Source organism: Pantoea sp. V106_11 (assembly GCF_029967885.1).
Lineage (GTDB): Bacteria > Pseudomonadota > Gammaproteobacteria > Enterobacterales > Enterobacteriaceae > Pantoea > Pantoea ananatis.
This window is the reverse complement of sequence record NZ_JASCAK010000020.1, coordinates 318508-332364: the sequence shown is the minus strand read 5'-3', so window position 1 is coordinate 332364 and position 13857 is coordinate 318508. Positions and strand designations below refer to the sequence as shown.

Annotated in this window: 13 protein-coding genes; all 13 read right to left on the bottom strand. The window is 48.0% G+C overall.

The genetic code is table 11. The features are described 5' to 3' along the window. Positions 1–343 precede the first annotated feature (343 nt). Positions 344–904 (bottom strand): hypothetical protein, encoded by a 561-nt coding sequence (locus tag QLG08_RS02860; RefSeq protein ID WP_015700028.1) that lies wholly within the window; start codon positions 902–904, stop codon positions 344–346. Positions 905–917: 13 nt separating this feature from the next. Beyond that, entirely contained in the window at positions 918–3629 is a 2712-nt protein-coding gene (tssI, locus tag QLG08_RS02855) for a type VI secretion system tip protein TssI/VgrG (protein WP_015700027.1), read from the bottom strand. Between the two features lie 47 nt (positions 3630–3676). After that, on the bottom strand, positions 3677–4069 hold the full coding sequence (locus QLG08_RS02850; RefSeq protein WP_014605535.1) for a DUF4150 domain-containing protein: 393 nt from the start codon (positions 4067–4069) through the stop codon (positions 3677–3679). A 9-nt stretch (positions 4070–4078) separates the two neighbouring features. After that, a complete protein-coding gene (locus QLG08_RS02845) occupies positions 4079–4684 on the bottom strand; it encodes a DUF3540 domain-containing protein (protein ID WP_014605534.1) in 606 nt (201 codons plus the stop codon). 12 nt (positions 4685–4696) lie between these two features. Further along, positions 4697–5767, bottom strand: coding sequence for a pentapeptide repeat-containing protein (locus QLG08_RS02840; RefSeq protein WP_014605533.1), 1071 nt, complete (start codon positions 5765–5767; stop codon positions 4697–4699). Continuing rightward, a complete protein-coding gene (locus QLG08_RS02835) occupies positions 5764–8304 on the bottom strand; it encodes a DUF2169 domain-containing protein (RefSeq protein ID WP_282472799.1) in 2541 nt (846 codons plus the stop codon). Before QLG08_RS02835 ends, QLG08_RS02840 begins: the two co-directional genes overlap by 4 nt. A gap of 365 nt (positions 8305–8669) precedes the next feature. Beyond that, a complete protein-coding gene (locus QLG08_RS02830; protein WP_041455864.1) occupies positions 8670–9032 on the bottom strand; it encodes a DUF3592 domain-containing protein in 363 nt (120 codons plus the stop codon). A 114-nt stretch (positions 9033–9146) separates the two neighbouring features. Then, positions 9147–9521 (bottom strand): hypothetical protein, encoded by a 375-nt coding sequence (locus tag QLG08_RS02825; RefSeq protein ID WP_019104991.1) that lies wholly within the window; start codon positions 9519–9521, stop codon positions 9147–9149. Between the two features lie 201 nt (positions 9522–9722). Continuing rightward, on the bottom strand, positions 9723–10103 hold the full coding sequence (locus QLG08_RS02820) for a hypothetical protein (protein ID WP_028715266.1): 381 nt from the start codon (positions 10101–10103) through the stop codon (positions 9723–9725). A gap of 104 nt (positions 10104–10207) precedes the next feature. Further along, complete coding sequence (locus QLG08_RS02815; RefSeq protein ID WP_028715267.1) at positions 10208–10585, bottom strand: hypothetical protein; 378 nt, start codon at positions 10583–10585, stop codon at positions 10208–10210. A 171-nt stretch (positions 10586–10756) separates the two neighbouring features. Then, on the bottom strand, positions 10757–11038 hold the full coding sequence (locus tag QLG08_RS02810; RefSeq protein ID WP_327203931.1) for a DUF3592 domain-containing protein: 282 nt from the start codon (positions 11036–11038) through the stop codon (positions 10757–10759). Between the two features lie 209 nt (positions 11039–11247). Beyond that, positions 11248–11625 carry a hypothetical protein gene (locus QLG08_RS02805; protein ID WP_028715268.1) on the bottom strand — a complete coding sequence of 126 codons (378 nt, stop codon included), beginning with the start codon at positions 11623–11625 and terminating at the stop codon, positions 11248–11250. 8 nt (positions 11626–11633) lie between these two features. After that, the gene (gene tssI / locus QLG08_RS02800) at positions 11634–13850 is read right to left on the bottom strand and encodes a type VI secretion system tip protein TssI/VgrG (RefSeq protein WP_282472798.1); all 2217 of its coding nucleotides are present in this window, start codon (positions 13848–13850) and stop codon (positions 11634–11636) included. Positions 13851–13857: the final 7 nt, after the last annotated feature.

Here is a 13857-nt window from a genome sequence, read left to right as displayed (position 1 = left end):
CAACTGAACCTATTACAATGCATACTGCATCACATGTAAACATCATCAAGATTATCAAATTAATAAATAACTTCATCTCTATTTACTTTACGGTTAAATATTCATCGACACTTTCCTTTAAGGCTGAAAAATTCTTTTGAATAGTAACTTACCAGACTACGCAGCATGTTGTTCTCCAAGGGCGCTTTGATAGCAATTGAAAGCAACTCTTTTTTTGGTGACATGCCTTATACTAAGAAATTTATAAAGAATAGAAACTTGGTAGCGGGCTTAACAGCCCGCTACCAATAATCATCTTAGCTGCCTGATTTAATTCTGCGTAAAGAATTATAAAGGCTTTTATTTAGTTATCAGTGTTAAGTGTCATCATAACATGACTGATTTTTTCATGTTCAAGCTGAAAAGAGATGCGCTTATTATCAGCATCATAATATAACCAATGCTGATTATCACTGTCAGCCGTTGTACCTTGGCCATACTTGCTGATCAGCGTAGCCTGGGTGTCGCCAATCTTGATGCCCCTGGCTGTTTCAATTGCGGGAGTGTTAATGCTTATCTGCGCAATAAGGTAGCTGTCAATGTCGCGCTTTTCCTGTTGCCAGAACAGATTCGCAGTGTAGATTTCAAAACCGTCAAATTGATGCTGATAGTACTTATAGCTCATGTCTCCAGCTGGCACATCGCCTACAAAATTTTCGCTAAGCTGCTCGCCTGCCTGCTTCTTGACCTGATCGCTCCATTTTTCACCTAATGAAAAAAGGTGATTGTTAATTTTGACACTAAAATCACTTGCACTGATTTTAGCAGGAGCTGCGAGGGTCGCTGCCGCAACAGCCATATTAACCTGAGTGGCAGGGAATAGCAGAACAAATAAAAACGCTGCTTTCTTGAGAGAAAAAATCATATTTATCAATCCTTTAATTATACTCAGGCACGTCATAAGAAAGATTCGCATTTGGAAAGCTGTCGAACATTTTTTTCATGCTGGTTGTCTGAGCCGTTGCCCAGTTGACATCTGTGGCATACTGGTGCGTTCCCGGTGAGGCCGGATTCCAGCGCATTTTATACAAAGTATTCTGGCCAGAGCCAACAAACTTATCAGATATCCATTTTGCGCCGCCATCAATGGCCTTCGCCGGAGTTGTCCACCCTTGTTTGTAGGCATAGTTAGCACCGGTTTGTACAGCATTTCCATCCAGCGCTCCAATGCCATACATATTATAAACTTTAGTTCCATTGACCATCACGCCTTTGGCCAACTCACTGGTGCCATTTCCCGTCTCCAGCGCGGAATGCGCTGCGAGGTAAGCCTCATTGACATTGTATTTTTTTGCCGCATCCAGGTAAGTCTGTTCCTGACCAGCAAGCGTGCCCTTATCTTTAAGAAAGTTGCTCATCTCATCTTTACTAATCCCAGATGAGGAAGAAAGATCAACAAATTGATATTTGTCTTTACCTTCCATATGGTTAGCAGGATCGACATATTTCTTAATATCTTCCTCTGTTGCGGGTACAAAACCTTTCGTCGCGTTATCCCATTTAACTGGCTTTGCTTTCAGCCCCTTTTGTTTTTTAACCATCTCATCAACCGTGTAGTTATATTTACTCTTCTTGTCCCCAGAATTTGCTAACGGTGCAGCGGTTGCTTTTGCAGGTGCTGCCGCAGCTTTAGGTGCTGCCGGGGCCGCCTGCCCCTTTTGCTTTGGGGGGAAAAGATTCACAACGGCCTGATTGATGTTGCCTTTGTGGCCAGCACCAGGTGCCCCCGTACCCGGCTGCGCACCGGATGTATTTAAATTGAGTTTTCCGCCTGATGTAGTGATGTGTCCATCACCGTTAACAAAAAGATTGAAGCCCTTACCGACAATATTGATATGACCATTAGCATTGAGTTCGATAGCACTTTCGCCGCATTCAAGGCGTAACTTAGTTCCTGACCCAAGAACGTAGGTTTCGACAACGTTGTCGATTTTTCCTTGTCCCGTTAAACGCTCTTCGCCACCTTTAACACCATGCACGCGGTTGGTTTCAACCCGATAGAGTTCGTTACCGCCTGCATAGTGGCTGTGGTTGTTGGCAACGGAATGGCTGGAATCATTTTTAACATGCGTATCCATGTTCTTCTGCGCCTGGATCCACAAATGCTCCTCGCCCGCCTTATCCTCAAAGCGTAATGCGTTCGCGGTATCCGCAGTGCCGTCTTTCGAGCGACTCAGAAAGCCCATTTGTGTGGCGGCAGCCGGTAGTGCCCATGGCGGCATACTGGCTTCGTTATAAACGCGGCCAATGATCAACGGACGGTCTGGATCGCCGTTGATGAAGTCCACGACGACCTCATCGTTGACGCGCGGGATCTGCACCCCGCCGAAGCCCTGACCCGCCCAGGCGCTCGATACGCGCACCCAGCACGAACTGGTGTCGTCACCCTTCGCCAGACGGTCCCAGTGGAACTTCACCTTCACCCGGCCGTATTTGTCCGTCCAGATGCTCTCGCCTTTCGGCCCCACCACCTTCGCCGTCTGCGGGCCGTGTGTCTTCGGCCATGGCGTCTCCGGCTTCGCACGGTACGTCACCGCCGCCGGCAGCACCGTGAAGTCGATGTTGTGCCGCGTGGCGCCCACGTCGCCGCTCGCGTAGCTGTTCTCTTCAAAGTCGTAGTGCGCCGACGTCACCAGGTATTTGCCGTTGTCGCTGAAGTGCGGCGCGTTGAGCAGCGAAAAGGTGTAGCCCGGCGCGATGCCCGTCGCCGTGCCGCTCCCGCTCACCATGTGGTGCTCCACCTGCCACACCTCCTGGCGGATACGCGCGTAGTATTCGCCGTGACCGTGCTCCACGAAGCGCCCCGGCCAGTCGTACACATCCACCGAGCCCGGGGTCGGCGACACCGGGTTCTGCCGCGCCTGCAGCATCCACGCGTTCGGCTTGCGGAAGTCGTAGTCGTCCGTGCTGTACATCCCCGGCGTCACGCTTTCCGACAGCGCCCACTGGCTCACGCCCTCTTCCTTCACGCTGCCGCCCGACGGCGTCACGTGGTAGGCTATCGTCTCGTAGCCCGGGAACGCCTGATGCTGGTCCGGCGCGTCGCACAGCACCAGCGTGTGCTTGTCCGCCTCGTGCCGGAAGAAGTAGTACATCCCCTCCAGCTCCATCAGCCGGCTGATAAAGTCGAAGCTGCTCTCCTGATACTGCACGCAGTATTCCCACACCCGGTAGCTTCCCGCCAGGCGCGTTTCCACGTTCACTCCGTACTCTTTCAGCAGCGTCTGCACAATCTGCGGCACCGTCTGGCTCTGGAAGATGCGCAGGTTGCGGTCGCGCTTCATCGGCCACAGATCCGACTCCACCGTCAGCCCGTAAACGGCGTAGCGCACGCCGCCCAGCTCCTCGCTGCGCACGCCTATCTGCGTAATTTTGCCGTTGATGTAGCGCGGATTCACCGCGCTCAGCAGACCGTCCGTCGGCAGCGTGAACGTGACCGGCTTGCCCAGCAACGACTTACGATCAATGCGCGCGTCGGTGGAGAGCAGCTCCGCTTGCAGCACGAACGACTGGGACAGCGCTTCGCTGCCGCTCAGACGTCGGAACAGCAGTCCTTGTGCGGGTAACTGGACTGTAATACGTGAAAACATAAAATTCATCCCTGTCAGAAAAGGGGTTGGTAAAAAGGGTTAACGCGTTAAGGCGCAAGCATCAATACTTTGAACTGGCTGGGAACAATACGCATGCCGATCGCATTCGTTGAATTTTGCAGACTCATGCTCGTAAGCCGCGTTGCCGGCGTGCCTTTCAATAACACCGTGAATGAACCGGTAAGGTGACGCGAAGGTCCCATGACCGTTCCCGATGCCACACCGGTTGCGACGCCAGGGTTATCGCCGTTGGTGAGTGGCGTTACGGTTGCCATATTATGCGCAGGCATTCCCATGAAAAGGATATTGAGCGCATTTGGGATTGCCGTCGGCCCCAGCGCAATATCGGGATAAGGAATCGGCACCGGTGCGGGCGTCGGCGTCAGGCACACATCCGGGAAAGCCAGATCCACACCAAAAAGCTGACAGTTTGCAAACATCGTTTCTCCTTAACCCATATGGATCTGTTCAGAATCCACTTTAGTTATCGCTTTCGAGGTGATTACCGTATTGTGAGCATGCAAACGTGCGTAATCTTCCGCTTTCATATCAAGTTGCCCGGCACGGACCTGCTCTGTGTTATGCGTGGTACGCAGCAGGTTATGGCTAATCTGGGTGATGGTTTGCCATACGGATTCTGCACGTTTGCCCACGATACGAGAAAGACTGACCCAGGCAGACAGTTTGTCACCACTGTAATTCATCTCGTTGATATGGCAATCCCCTTGCTCAGCGCTGACGCGCAGCGCGGCACTGCTTAAGCTCAGCTCGCCGGCGCTATTGATATGTAAATCGCCCGGTACGCTGAGTTCGGCCTTTTGCGGATCGCTACGCTCCAGCACGGCCAGTAGCCAAATCTGGTTTTCGACGCTGGTAACTAATACTGTGTCACCCGTTTGCGGCACAATGACGCAACTTGCTGCCCGGCGACAATGCCAGCCTCGCCCTTCACATTCAACTGTCAGGCTGCCATCGACGAAGCAGTGCGTGACAACACCCGCGGCCTGCACCGGCGGTAAAATGGCTTTTGCCAGCGTATGATTGACATTATTCATTGTTTGATCTCCTCAACTGCGGCTCTGGCGCTGCGCGCTCCAGGCTTCAGCTGCCAGTAATTCTTCATCAAATTCAAGAATGCCCTGACGACCAGAGAACTGCGCGTTCTCCTGGCGCGCCCGGTGCATGCGCGTTCGGGAAAAGGTTGCACCGCGTAGGTCTGCCATGCTGATATCGGCTGCGGTAAAGTCGCTGTATGTCAGGTCGCAGCGAATGAAGAGCGCCTGAGAGGCCTTTACCTGGTGCAGGATGCTCTGGAAAAAACGACTGCCTGTAAAATCAGTGCGCTCAAGCATGGCACCAACGAAAATGGCCTGATCAAACAGGCTTCCTTTGCATTGTGCTCCAGTGAGATCGGCTTCCATGAACAGCGCCTGGCTGGCGTTTACCTGATTAAGCTGAGCGGCTTTAAGCGAAGCGCCTTTAAAATTGCATTGCGAAAGTTGAGCACCATTAAACAGCGCTTTATCCAGCGCGCAGTCCATGAACTGGCAACCAATAAACCGTTGCTGTGCATAATTCTTTTCGCGTTGGTCGCATTTAAAAAATACCGTGCGTTCAAACTCACCCGCACTCAGGACTGTCTGGCGTAGGTCAATGCTGTAAAAGGTCGTCAGCAGACTTTTGCAGCCCTCAAAGTCTGTTCCATCCAGCACTGAATCAAAAAAGACGCAGCGATCAAACTGAGCCTGTTTAAACTGAGCTTGCGCGAGCGGGCATTGCATAAACTGCGTGCTCAACAAGGTGCTACGCGCAAAACTGCTATTGGTAAGCGCACACTGGTTAAATACGGTTTCGCTCAGGCTTGTCTCATCTGCCATTAACCCCGACATTTCGCACTGGTTAAAGACACTCTGCTCAATTATTGCCTGGCGCAAATCAGCCTGGTCAAGCTCACATTCAGTAAAAACCGTTTCTTTTAAATTGGCACCCTGCAGATTCGCCCCTGTTAAGGACACGTCCTGAAAGATCCCACCAGAAAGATCATATCCCTGCAGATTGAGGCCATTCAGGTTTAACTCGCTGACGACCTCACCTTGTTTGATTCGCCGATGCAGCTCCGCTGGAGTGAGCGCTGTCATACAATTTCTCCATCACGCTTCGGCAACGTTTTGATACGCTTTGTAAAGGCGCCATCAAGTTCCGTGGTTTCGCTGGTAAAAGCCTGAGACAGATCGGCGCGAAAAAGCGTCGTGCCCCGAAAACATGCCCCACCTAACTGGCTTTTTTGCAATATCGCGCCCATCAGATTGGCATCAGTGAAGTCTGCATCGCGAAAATCCGTGCGCACAAACAGGCTGCCTGCCAGGTTCGCTTGCTGAAAATTAGCCCCTTTACAGCTTGCCTCACTCAAATCACTGTTCTCCAGTTTTGCCTGGATAAACACCGCAGCGTTAAGGGGTGTCTGGCGCAGATTACTTTGCCGCAGCGTGGCGTGCGTGAAATCTGCATCATTAAGGGAACTGCCGGAAGCCACCGCACAGGTCAACCATATTGAGCCGCTGAAAGTTGCATGGTCAGCCTGCGTTTCCACCCATGAGCAGCTCTCTAATTCAGCACGGTTAAAAACAGCCTGTTCCAGTGTGGATTTTATAAATGTCGTTTTACTGAGTTTCGCCTCTGTAAAATCAAGACCCGGCAAATCGAGTTCCATAAACACGCAAGCCTGAAGGATGGCGCGTTGAAAACGGCATTGGGTAAACCAGGTTTCCCGGAACAACAATTCACAGAAGGTCGCTTCATTAAAGGTACAGTTATCGAAAAGCGTTTCTTGCAACTGTGTATCTTTAAAGTACGATCCCGAGAAATCACTTTGGCAACACTGGGCTAAAGCAAAGCTGGCACGTTCAAAATTACAGTTGCGTAGCGAACTATGGTGCAATTCGGTTCGCGCCAACATTGCGCTGTTGAAATTGGCCCCGTCCAGTTGGCAGTGACTTAAATCGGCACATTCCAGCAGCGTCTTACTAAAGTCGGCACCGCGAAGATCCATACCCGAAAAGTCCGCGCCGGTCAGATCCATGCCGCTAAAGTTTCCACCCTGAGCAAGCGTCCTTTCCGCACGTTGACGAATGATCTGTGCCAGGTCGCCCTTCAGGCGCAGGGCGGGTGGCTGACTGTTGACGGACATGAGGTACATTTGATGAAGAGCATCACGCATCTGTGCAAGCTTTTTCTCACTTAAGCTCGCTTTGTTGCGCTGGAGCATTTCCTGCATACGAAAAAGCGTTTCCGGACCACGCGGCTGATGTTCGTCACCTTCATTTTGCGGATAACGAGCCTCAATATCGCGTTTACGTTGCTCTGCCTGTGCCTTCATCTCCTCGGCCTGGCGCTCCATTTTTTCGATAAACTCCGGCAGGTCTTCCAGCTTCGGCAGTTCGGGCTCATCGGGTTCGTTGAGTAAGTCACCTATATCTCCACCGGATGCCTCAATACGCGCACGGTGCTGCTCACGAAGAAGTTTTGCCCGCGTTTGCATATTATCCCGCATCGGACTGGGTGTTTGCTCAACCTGGTTATCAATCCAGGGGCCGATCGTGTCATCTGGAATAAGATCCTTTTCGCGGAATGAAAAGAGCGCCCCGCTTTCCTTGTCCAGGCGTTGCGTGAGCACCTTGCGGTAATGGTTGACCGAGCGCGGCGAACCCCGTTTTTCCAGCGCGGGCATCAACTGCAAGACATCAGCTGCGTCATCTTCATTGATGCGCGTGTTCCCTTGCCATAACAGAACCATTTGCTCCAGATGAGGAAAGAACCACACCGTGGTTGCCCGCAGTGAAATTTCCTCAAACAGTGTTTCATCTTCGCGCTGACGATTAATAAAGCAGCGTGCCTGCCAGGGAGGGAGTTTACCCTCCTGCACCGGCTTTTGCGGATGCATATTCCAGATTCGCCAGGCGGCTTGTTCAGGTAAGGTATCGCGATCTGCCCACCATTGATCAGGACTGGCAGCATTAAAGACTTTCCAGTCGATATCGCGCGCAAAACCGGGGAAATCATTTTGTAACCAACTGGAATCGTATTTTTTTCCCATACGACTAAAACGTCGTGGCCAGCTAATATCCAGCGGACCAAATCCAGCAGGTTCAGGCTTTTGTTTAGGCTGCGTAAGACGTCCGCTCATCGCTTCGATGTTAGGTAGGCGGACGAACTCATGGCCCTGATGTATTTCGGGATGAATGCCAATGCCATAGGGATTTTCATCGTGCCCTTCGCCGCCAAAAGCCCGGCTCCAGTCCAGTCGCATTTCTTCAAAGGGCTGCGGCGCTGTGATGTTATTGCCAACCCAGTAGCGATCGCCAAATACCGCCAGCGACTTGCTTAGCGTATCGACTTCAATCTTTGCTGCACACGCGGTTTTATCGCTTTGATGATGCGTGTAGGCATGGCCGGTCGCCAGAAATTCGGCGCACACTTTTGGCATGGCTAAATCGAGGACGCCGCCGCTGGTGTGTAATTCGCTGGCGGCGAGTTGCCACAGTTCCATTTCCGGGCGGAGTTTAGGATTGTCACTCATATCGGCTAATGCCAGCACGGTGACGCCAAGATGGTTTTTACCCTGCCAGCGAAAAGGACGATTAAGTACGCTCAGGCGGAGAGGTTTAATAATTTTCATGCCTGGGGTTCCTTTATATAAAGCGTGTAGAACTAAGACCCGGCTATCCCGGCCAAGATTTCAGTCAAAGAACAGGACGAGATGTCAGTCAAAAACTAATCAAGATATTTTTGTTACTCTGTTAAACCGACGGTATTCAGTTTGATGATGCCTGGCTGTTTTTCATTACAATGAGGCTAAATTCATTACCGAATTTTTATAGCGGTTAGTTTTCCACTCAAATAACACGACTTCCTATACCTAAGGCAAACTCGCACTAACATTATGCGTCTTTGCATAATTTACGCCAATCCCACAGCATGCTATAAAGTTAGGAGAAAAACGCGACTTTTGAATTACAAAAAATTCTTAAAACCTGATGAAAGTTACCTTTCCAATATGAGAGGTTTATCATAGAGCGCAATTCTCTTGGGATTTTTAGCATCATATTTTATGGTCGTACCATTTCCTGGTTTAAACCGTTCAATCTTTTCAAACGTTAAGCTCCGCATTATACTGGCCTCAATCTGTTTATTTTCTAAGGTTCTAAATTTAACACAAATTGTATAAACAGGTTGACCACCACTCCAAACCGTAGTCTGTTGTGTGGAAATAATATCAGCATTAGCGGCAATACCTGTTTTGATAATATTAGCTTGCACGAAACCATTTTTAATAAGCGGCAAAAAAATTCTGGTGAAAACGTTTACCATACGAAACAGAACAACGACTGAAACAAAATTGCCCATCCCTTCTCTGATGCACTAATAACAACCTCTGAAGCATATTTTCATACCCAAACATAGTCATTCACCGCATGGAGGTTATTCTTGAAGGCCCTCAAAATTATAGGGCAATGAATCTTATTCGAGATTAACCACAGCCATTTTAAGTGGATCACCACAACTGTACTTCACAGAAAGCTTAATTCCTTTTTTTATTTTATGTATTTGACTGGATTTAACGGCACACATAGCAGAATATCTTTTCTTAACACCACAAATGGTAGCATTAAAATAAAAAGTATAAAAATAATCATCGCCGTACTTGGTATCATTTTGACACCAATTTAACGCAGATACGATGATCACGTCACCTGACCAATCGTCACGAGTAACCCACTCTTTAATCCCTTTCAATTGTGATTTATCAGGCTTCAACACAGAGAATGATATCGCAATCGCACAAAGCGTAATGATAACGCCAATCAAAAAAGGGGCCTCAGTTAAAAAAGTCATATATACAACCTGATTAGTTCAGCCATTATGAGCGTTACGTTAATCAAAAGGTATAATTCACTAAAAACAAAAATCAATATGATTATAACATTTAAAAATTAAAGACATCAGCGCAAAATCATATAAAAGCAGTCATAATCTGCTTTTATACATGACCAGGTAAAGATACAAAGGCATCAATAAAACCAGAGCCTAATATTATTATTTAGCCCTTATTGGTTTCCCGCTCTCATCTTTAACAAATAAAATGCTACTGGTTTTTATATCGAACTTACCGTCATACACATCGCCAACCTGATATTTATCAAGCGCAATTAGCAATACTGTTTCTTCGTGTTTTTCGACTAACCAACTTTTCCCATGTGAGTCCGTTACTCTCAAGCTCATTTCCACTACTGGATTATTATTGAGAAAAAGACCATTTTGCTTCATTGACAATATAGTTATCTGCACGTCACTGCCATTCTCGATGACAGCTTTTTCAAGCTGATGAGAGCCTCGTACTATTTTATTCGCAAAATAATAAGATGCACAAATAATTAAAACAGTTAAAACGACATTTAGAACACTTAATATTGACATAAATTAACTTTATTAAATAACATGAAGAGAAAAAGTTCTTTCTGTATATATGCGCTCTCAACAATATTTATTAAATGCAAAAAATTCAATTTTCACTCTAAAAATCAACCTTCAAAATAAATATCAATAACTGCAATTTTTTTAGGTGGCACTCCTTGGTACTTAAAAGTCAAACTGAGACCTTTTCTCAATTGACTTACCTCTGATGCGTTTAATACAGTAGCAGCCTTGTAAATTCCTTGAGACCCACCGATATCAGCTTCAAAAGCAAGCAAATAATAATGATCATAGTTATTAACTATAGATGTCTGTCTCCATGACTGTAATGTTCCTTTCTCTAACTCTCCTTGCCATGAATTTCTGGACAACCAGTATTTAACTTCTAAAGAATCTTCTTTTTGCCCTTTAATTCCCTTTAGTGAGACAACAATAAGCAACACAGTCACACCAATGGCTAACAAAGACAAATTATCAGGAATCATTCTCAAAAATCTCTTTTTATAAACATGTAAAGCAGACCAATAGCGGCACCGGGCTCACGATTTATTGATAGTTCCCCATTCTTGTTAAGCCTTTAAACATGGAAAAGCTGTTATCGCAGCTATTTAAGATAGAATGACACCGATAAACAAAGGTGAGCCAATAAAAAAACATTATCGTTCCAGAATGAGGGGGTTGTCATACAAAGTAATACGCTGAGGATCTTTAGGGTCGTACTTAATTATTGCTCCATTCCGTGGTTTAAAACGTTCAATTTCCTCAAAACTAAGATCTTTCAGAATACTGGCTTCTACTTCTTGATTCTGTTGTGTTTTAAACCTGGAAGTCATTTTATAAATCGGTTTATTACCCCCCCACATGGTAGTCTGCTGGGCTGAAACAATATCAGCATTGACTGCAATACCATTTTTTAAAACAGCACTTTGAAAAAACATCTTTTATAAGCGGAAGAAAGTTATTGCTGAAATTTTTGGCAATAGCGAAAAAGACCACAACGGATATTGTGAGAGAAATATAAAACCACTTACTGGTTAAAAAATCCATTATCAATCTCTTAATTAAAGAAATAAGGTAAGTGCTTTAGATTTCCAGTGTAGCGCTCCCGAGGTAATCACTTAATAGAAAGGGGATAACATATTTCTCTCTAAATACTTATACTCAGTACGGCCATTTTAGGTGGTGTATCTTTGCTATATTTTACAGCCACGTTAATTCCTTTTTTTATTTTATGTATATCATCAGGCCTCACAACACCTTTCGCGCAATATTTCTTTTCAACACCGTTGATTTTTGCATAAAAACAAAAATCATAAAAATAATCATTCCCATATTTTGAATCATTTTGATACCAACTTTCTACTGGAACAACTATTACTTCCCCTGCCCAACTATCACGAGTAGTCCAGTCTTTAATCCCGGTTAATTGAGCTTTATTGGGTTTTAACATAGATAGAGAAAAAACAACAGCACAGATTGTAACGACAATGCCAATTATGAATGGCGCCTCAGTTAGAAATCCCATTTTCACCTTCATATAAATAAATGAATTGCACTAATTACTAAATTTTGGAGAGAGTTCTCAATTTTCGTTAGAGAACGCTTATTATCAATAGTTTTAGTAGAGTAACTAACTAGTGTACTTGTATTACTCAATGCGGTCAGGCTATTACTTACTGTTGTGAATGCAGTACTCATACCAGTACCCGTCACACTATTCCCGGTAATAGAAGCATTATTCCCTGTGACACTTTCATTGAATGCAGTGATAGAAAAGGAATGAACTGCAGTTTTCACCCAACTTGAAGGGGCTTCAATGCTTACCTTTGTATTACTTTTTATACTGATTTCATTGGGGCTAAAAATATTAATCTTACCTCCTAAAACATTCTTCTCCCAACTACCATGAACATCTTCCTTGACATTACCTTCAACTGTGGAATTTTGATTGCCGATTTGATTGTAATTTTTATCACCAGCGATTCTAATATCTTGATCACCTTTTATTTTTATTTTCTCCCCACCACTGACAATATCCATGCTACGACCATTAGTTACCTTGGAAAACTCGCCATCGTTGAAGTTCTTAGTCTCAGATCCGTCTACCACTGTTGTCCTTTTTTGCTTGTAGTGGAAAGATGCATCACCTTTAACTTCATGTTTCTGTTCTTTACCTATAATAGTATTACGATTGCCATCAATATTAACGTTCTTATCATTCTCCACCGAAATATTCATGTCTTTCTCAGCATGCATATTCAGCAGTTCACCGCCCGGCTTATCTTCAAAGAACAGATAGCTGGCATTGGCCTGATGTCCGTCTTTACTCCGTGTCATAAAGCCCATTCGTGTAGCATCGCCGGGGAGATCCCAGGGTGGCATGCTGGCTTCGTTGTAGACACGGCCAGTAATAATTGGCCGGTCTGGATCGCCGTTGATAAAATCGACGACGACTTCATCGCCCACGCGCGGGATCTGCACCCCGCCGAAGCCCTGACCCGCCCAGGCACTCGATACGCGCACCCAGCACGAACTGGTGTCGTCACCCTTCGCCAGACGGTCCCAGTGGAACTTCACCTTCACCCGGCCGTATTTGTCCGTCCAGATGCTCTCGCCTTTCGGCCCCACCACCTTCGCCGTCTGCGGGCCGTGCGTCCTCGGCCACGGCGTCTCCGGCTTCGCACGGTAAGTAACCGCCGCCGGCAGCACCGTGAAGTCGATGTTGTGCCGCGTGGCGCCCGCGTCGCCGCTCGCGTAGCTGTTCTCTTCAAAGTCGTAGTGCGCCGACGTCACCAGGTATTTGCCGTTGTCGCTGAAGTGCGGCGCGTTCAGCAGCGAAAAGGTGTACCCCGGCGCGATGCCCGTCGCCGTGCCGCTCCCGCTCACCATGTGGTGCTCGACCTGCCACACCTCCTGGCGGATACGCGCGTAGTATTCGCCGTGACCGTGCTCCACGAAGCGACCCGGCCAGTCGTAAACGTCCACCGAGCCCGGGGTCGGCGACACCGGGTTCTGCCGCGCCTGCAGCATCCACGCGTTCGGCTTGCGGAAGTCGTAGTCGTCCGTGCTGTACATCCCCGGCGTCACGCTTTCCGACAGCGCCCACTGGCTCACGCCCTCTTCCGTCACGCTGCCGCCCGACGGCGTCACGTGGTAGGCTATCGTTTCGTAGCCCGGGAACGCCTGGTGCTGGTCCGGGGCGTCGCACAGCACCAGCGTGTGCTTGTCCGCCTCGTGACGGAAGAAGTAGTACATCCCCTCCAGCTCCATCAGCCGGCTGATAAAGTCGAAGCTGCTCTCCTGATACTGCACGCAGTATTCCCACACCCGGTAGCTTCCCGCCAGGCGCGTTTCCACGTTCACTCCGTACTCCTTCAGCAGCGTCTGCACAATCTGCGGCACCGTCTGGCTCTGGAAGATGCGCAGGTTGCGGTCGCGCTTCATCGGCCACAGATCCGACTCCACCGTCAGCCCGTAAACGGCGTAGCGCACGCCGCCCAGCTCCTCGCTGCGCACGCCTATCTGAGTAATTTTGCCGTTGATGTAGCGCGGATTCACCGCGCTCAGCAGACCATCCGTCGGCAGCGTGAAAGTGACCGGCTTGCCCAGCAACGACTTACGATCAATGCGCGCGTCGGTGGAGAGCAGCTCCGCTTGCAGCACGAACGACTGGGACAGCGCTTCGCTGCCTCTCAGACGTCGGAACAGCAGTCCTTGTGCGGGAAGTTGTACAGTAATACGTGAGAACATAGACATA

Coding starts and splice junctions, on each gene's coding strand:
- QLG08_RS02860 (WP_015700028.1), bottom strand. CDS start 904: ATGATTTTTTCTCTCAAGAAAGCAGCGTTTTTATTTGTTCTGCTATTC.
- tssI (WP_015700027.1), bottom strand. CDS start 3,629: ATGTTTTCACGTATTACAGTCCAGTTACCCGCACAAGGACTGCTGTTC.
- QLG08_RS02850 (WP_014605535.1), bottom strand. CDS start 4,069: ATGTTTGCAAACTGTCAGCTTTTTGGTGTGGATCTGGCTTTCCCGGAT.
- QLG08_RS02845 (WP_014605534.1), bottom strand. CDS start 4,684: ATGAATAATGTCAATCATACGCTGGCAAAAGCCATTTTACCGCCGGTG.
- QLG08_RS02840 (WP_014605533.1), bottom strand. CDS start 5,767: ATGACAGCGCTCACTCCAGCGGAGCTGCATCGGCGAATCAAACAAGGT.
- QLG08_RS02835 (WP_282472799.1), bottom strand. CDS start 8,304: ATGAAAATTATTAAACCTCTCCGCCTGAGCGTACTTAATCGTCCTTTT.
- QLG08_RS02830 (WP_041455864.1), bottom strand. CDS start 9,032: ATGGGCAATTTTGTTTCAGTCGTTGTTCTGTTTCGTATGGTAAACGTT.
- QLG08_RS02825 (WP_019104991.1), bottom strand. CDS start 9,521: ATGACTTTTTTAACTGAGGCCCCTTTTTTGATTGGCGTTATCATTACG.
- QLG08_RS02820 (WP_028715266.1), bottom strand. CDS start 10,103: ATGTCAATATTAAGTGTTCTAAATGTCGTTTTAACTGTTTTAATTATT.
- QLG08_RS02815 (WP_028715267.1), bottom strand. CDS start 10,585: ATGATTCCTGATAATTTGTCTTTGTTAGCCATTGGTGTGACTGTGTTG.
- QLG08_RS02810 (WP_327203931.1), bottom strand. CDS start 11,038: ATGTTTTTTCAAAGTGCTGTTTTAAAAAATGGTATTGCAGTCAATGCT.
- QLG08_RS02805 (WP_028715268.1), bottom strand. CDS start 11,625: ATGGGATTTCTAACTGAGGCGCCATTCATAATTGGCATTGTCGTTACA.
- tssI (WP_282472798.1), bottom strand. CDS start 13,850: ATGTTCTCACGTATTACTGTACAACTTCCCGCACAAGGACTGCTGTTC.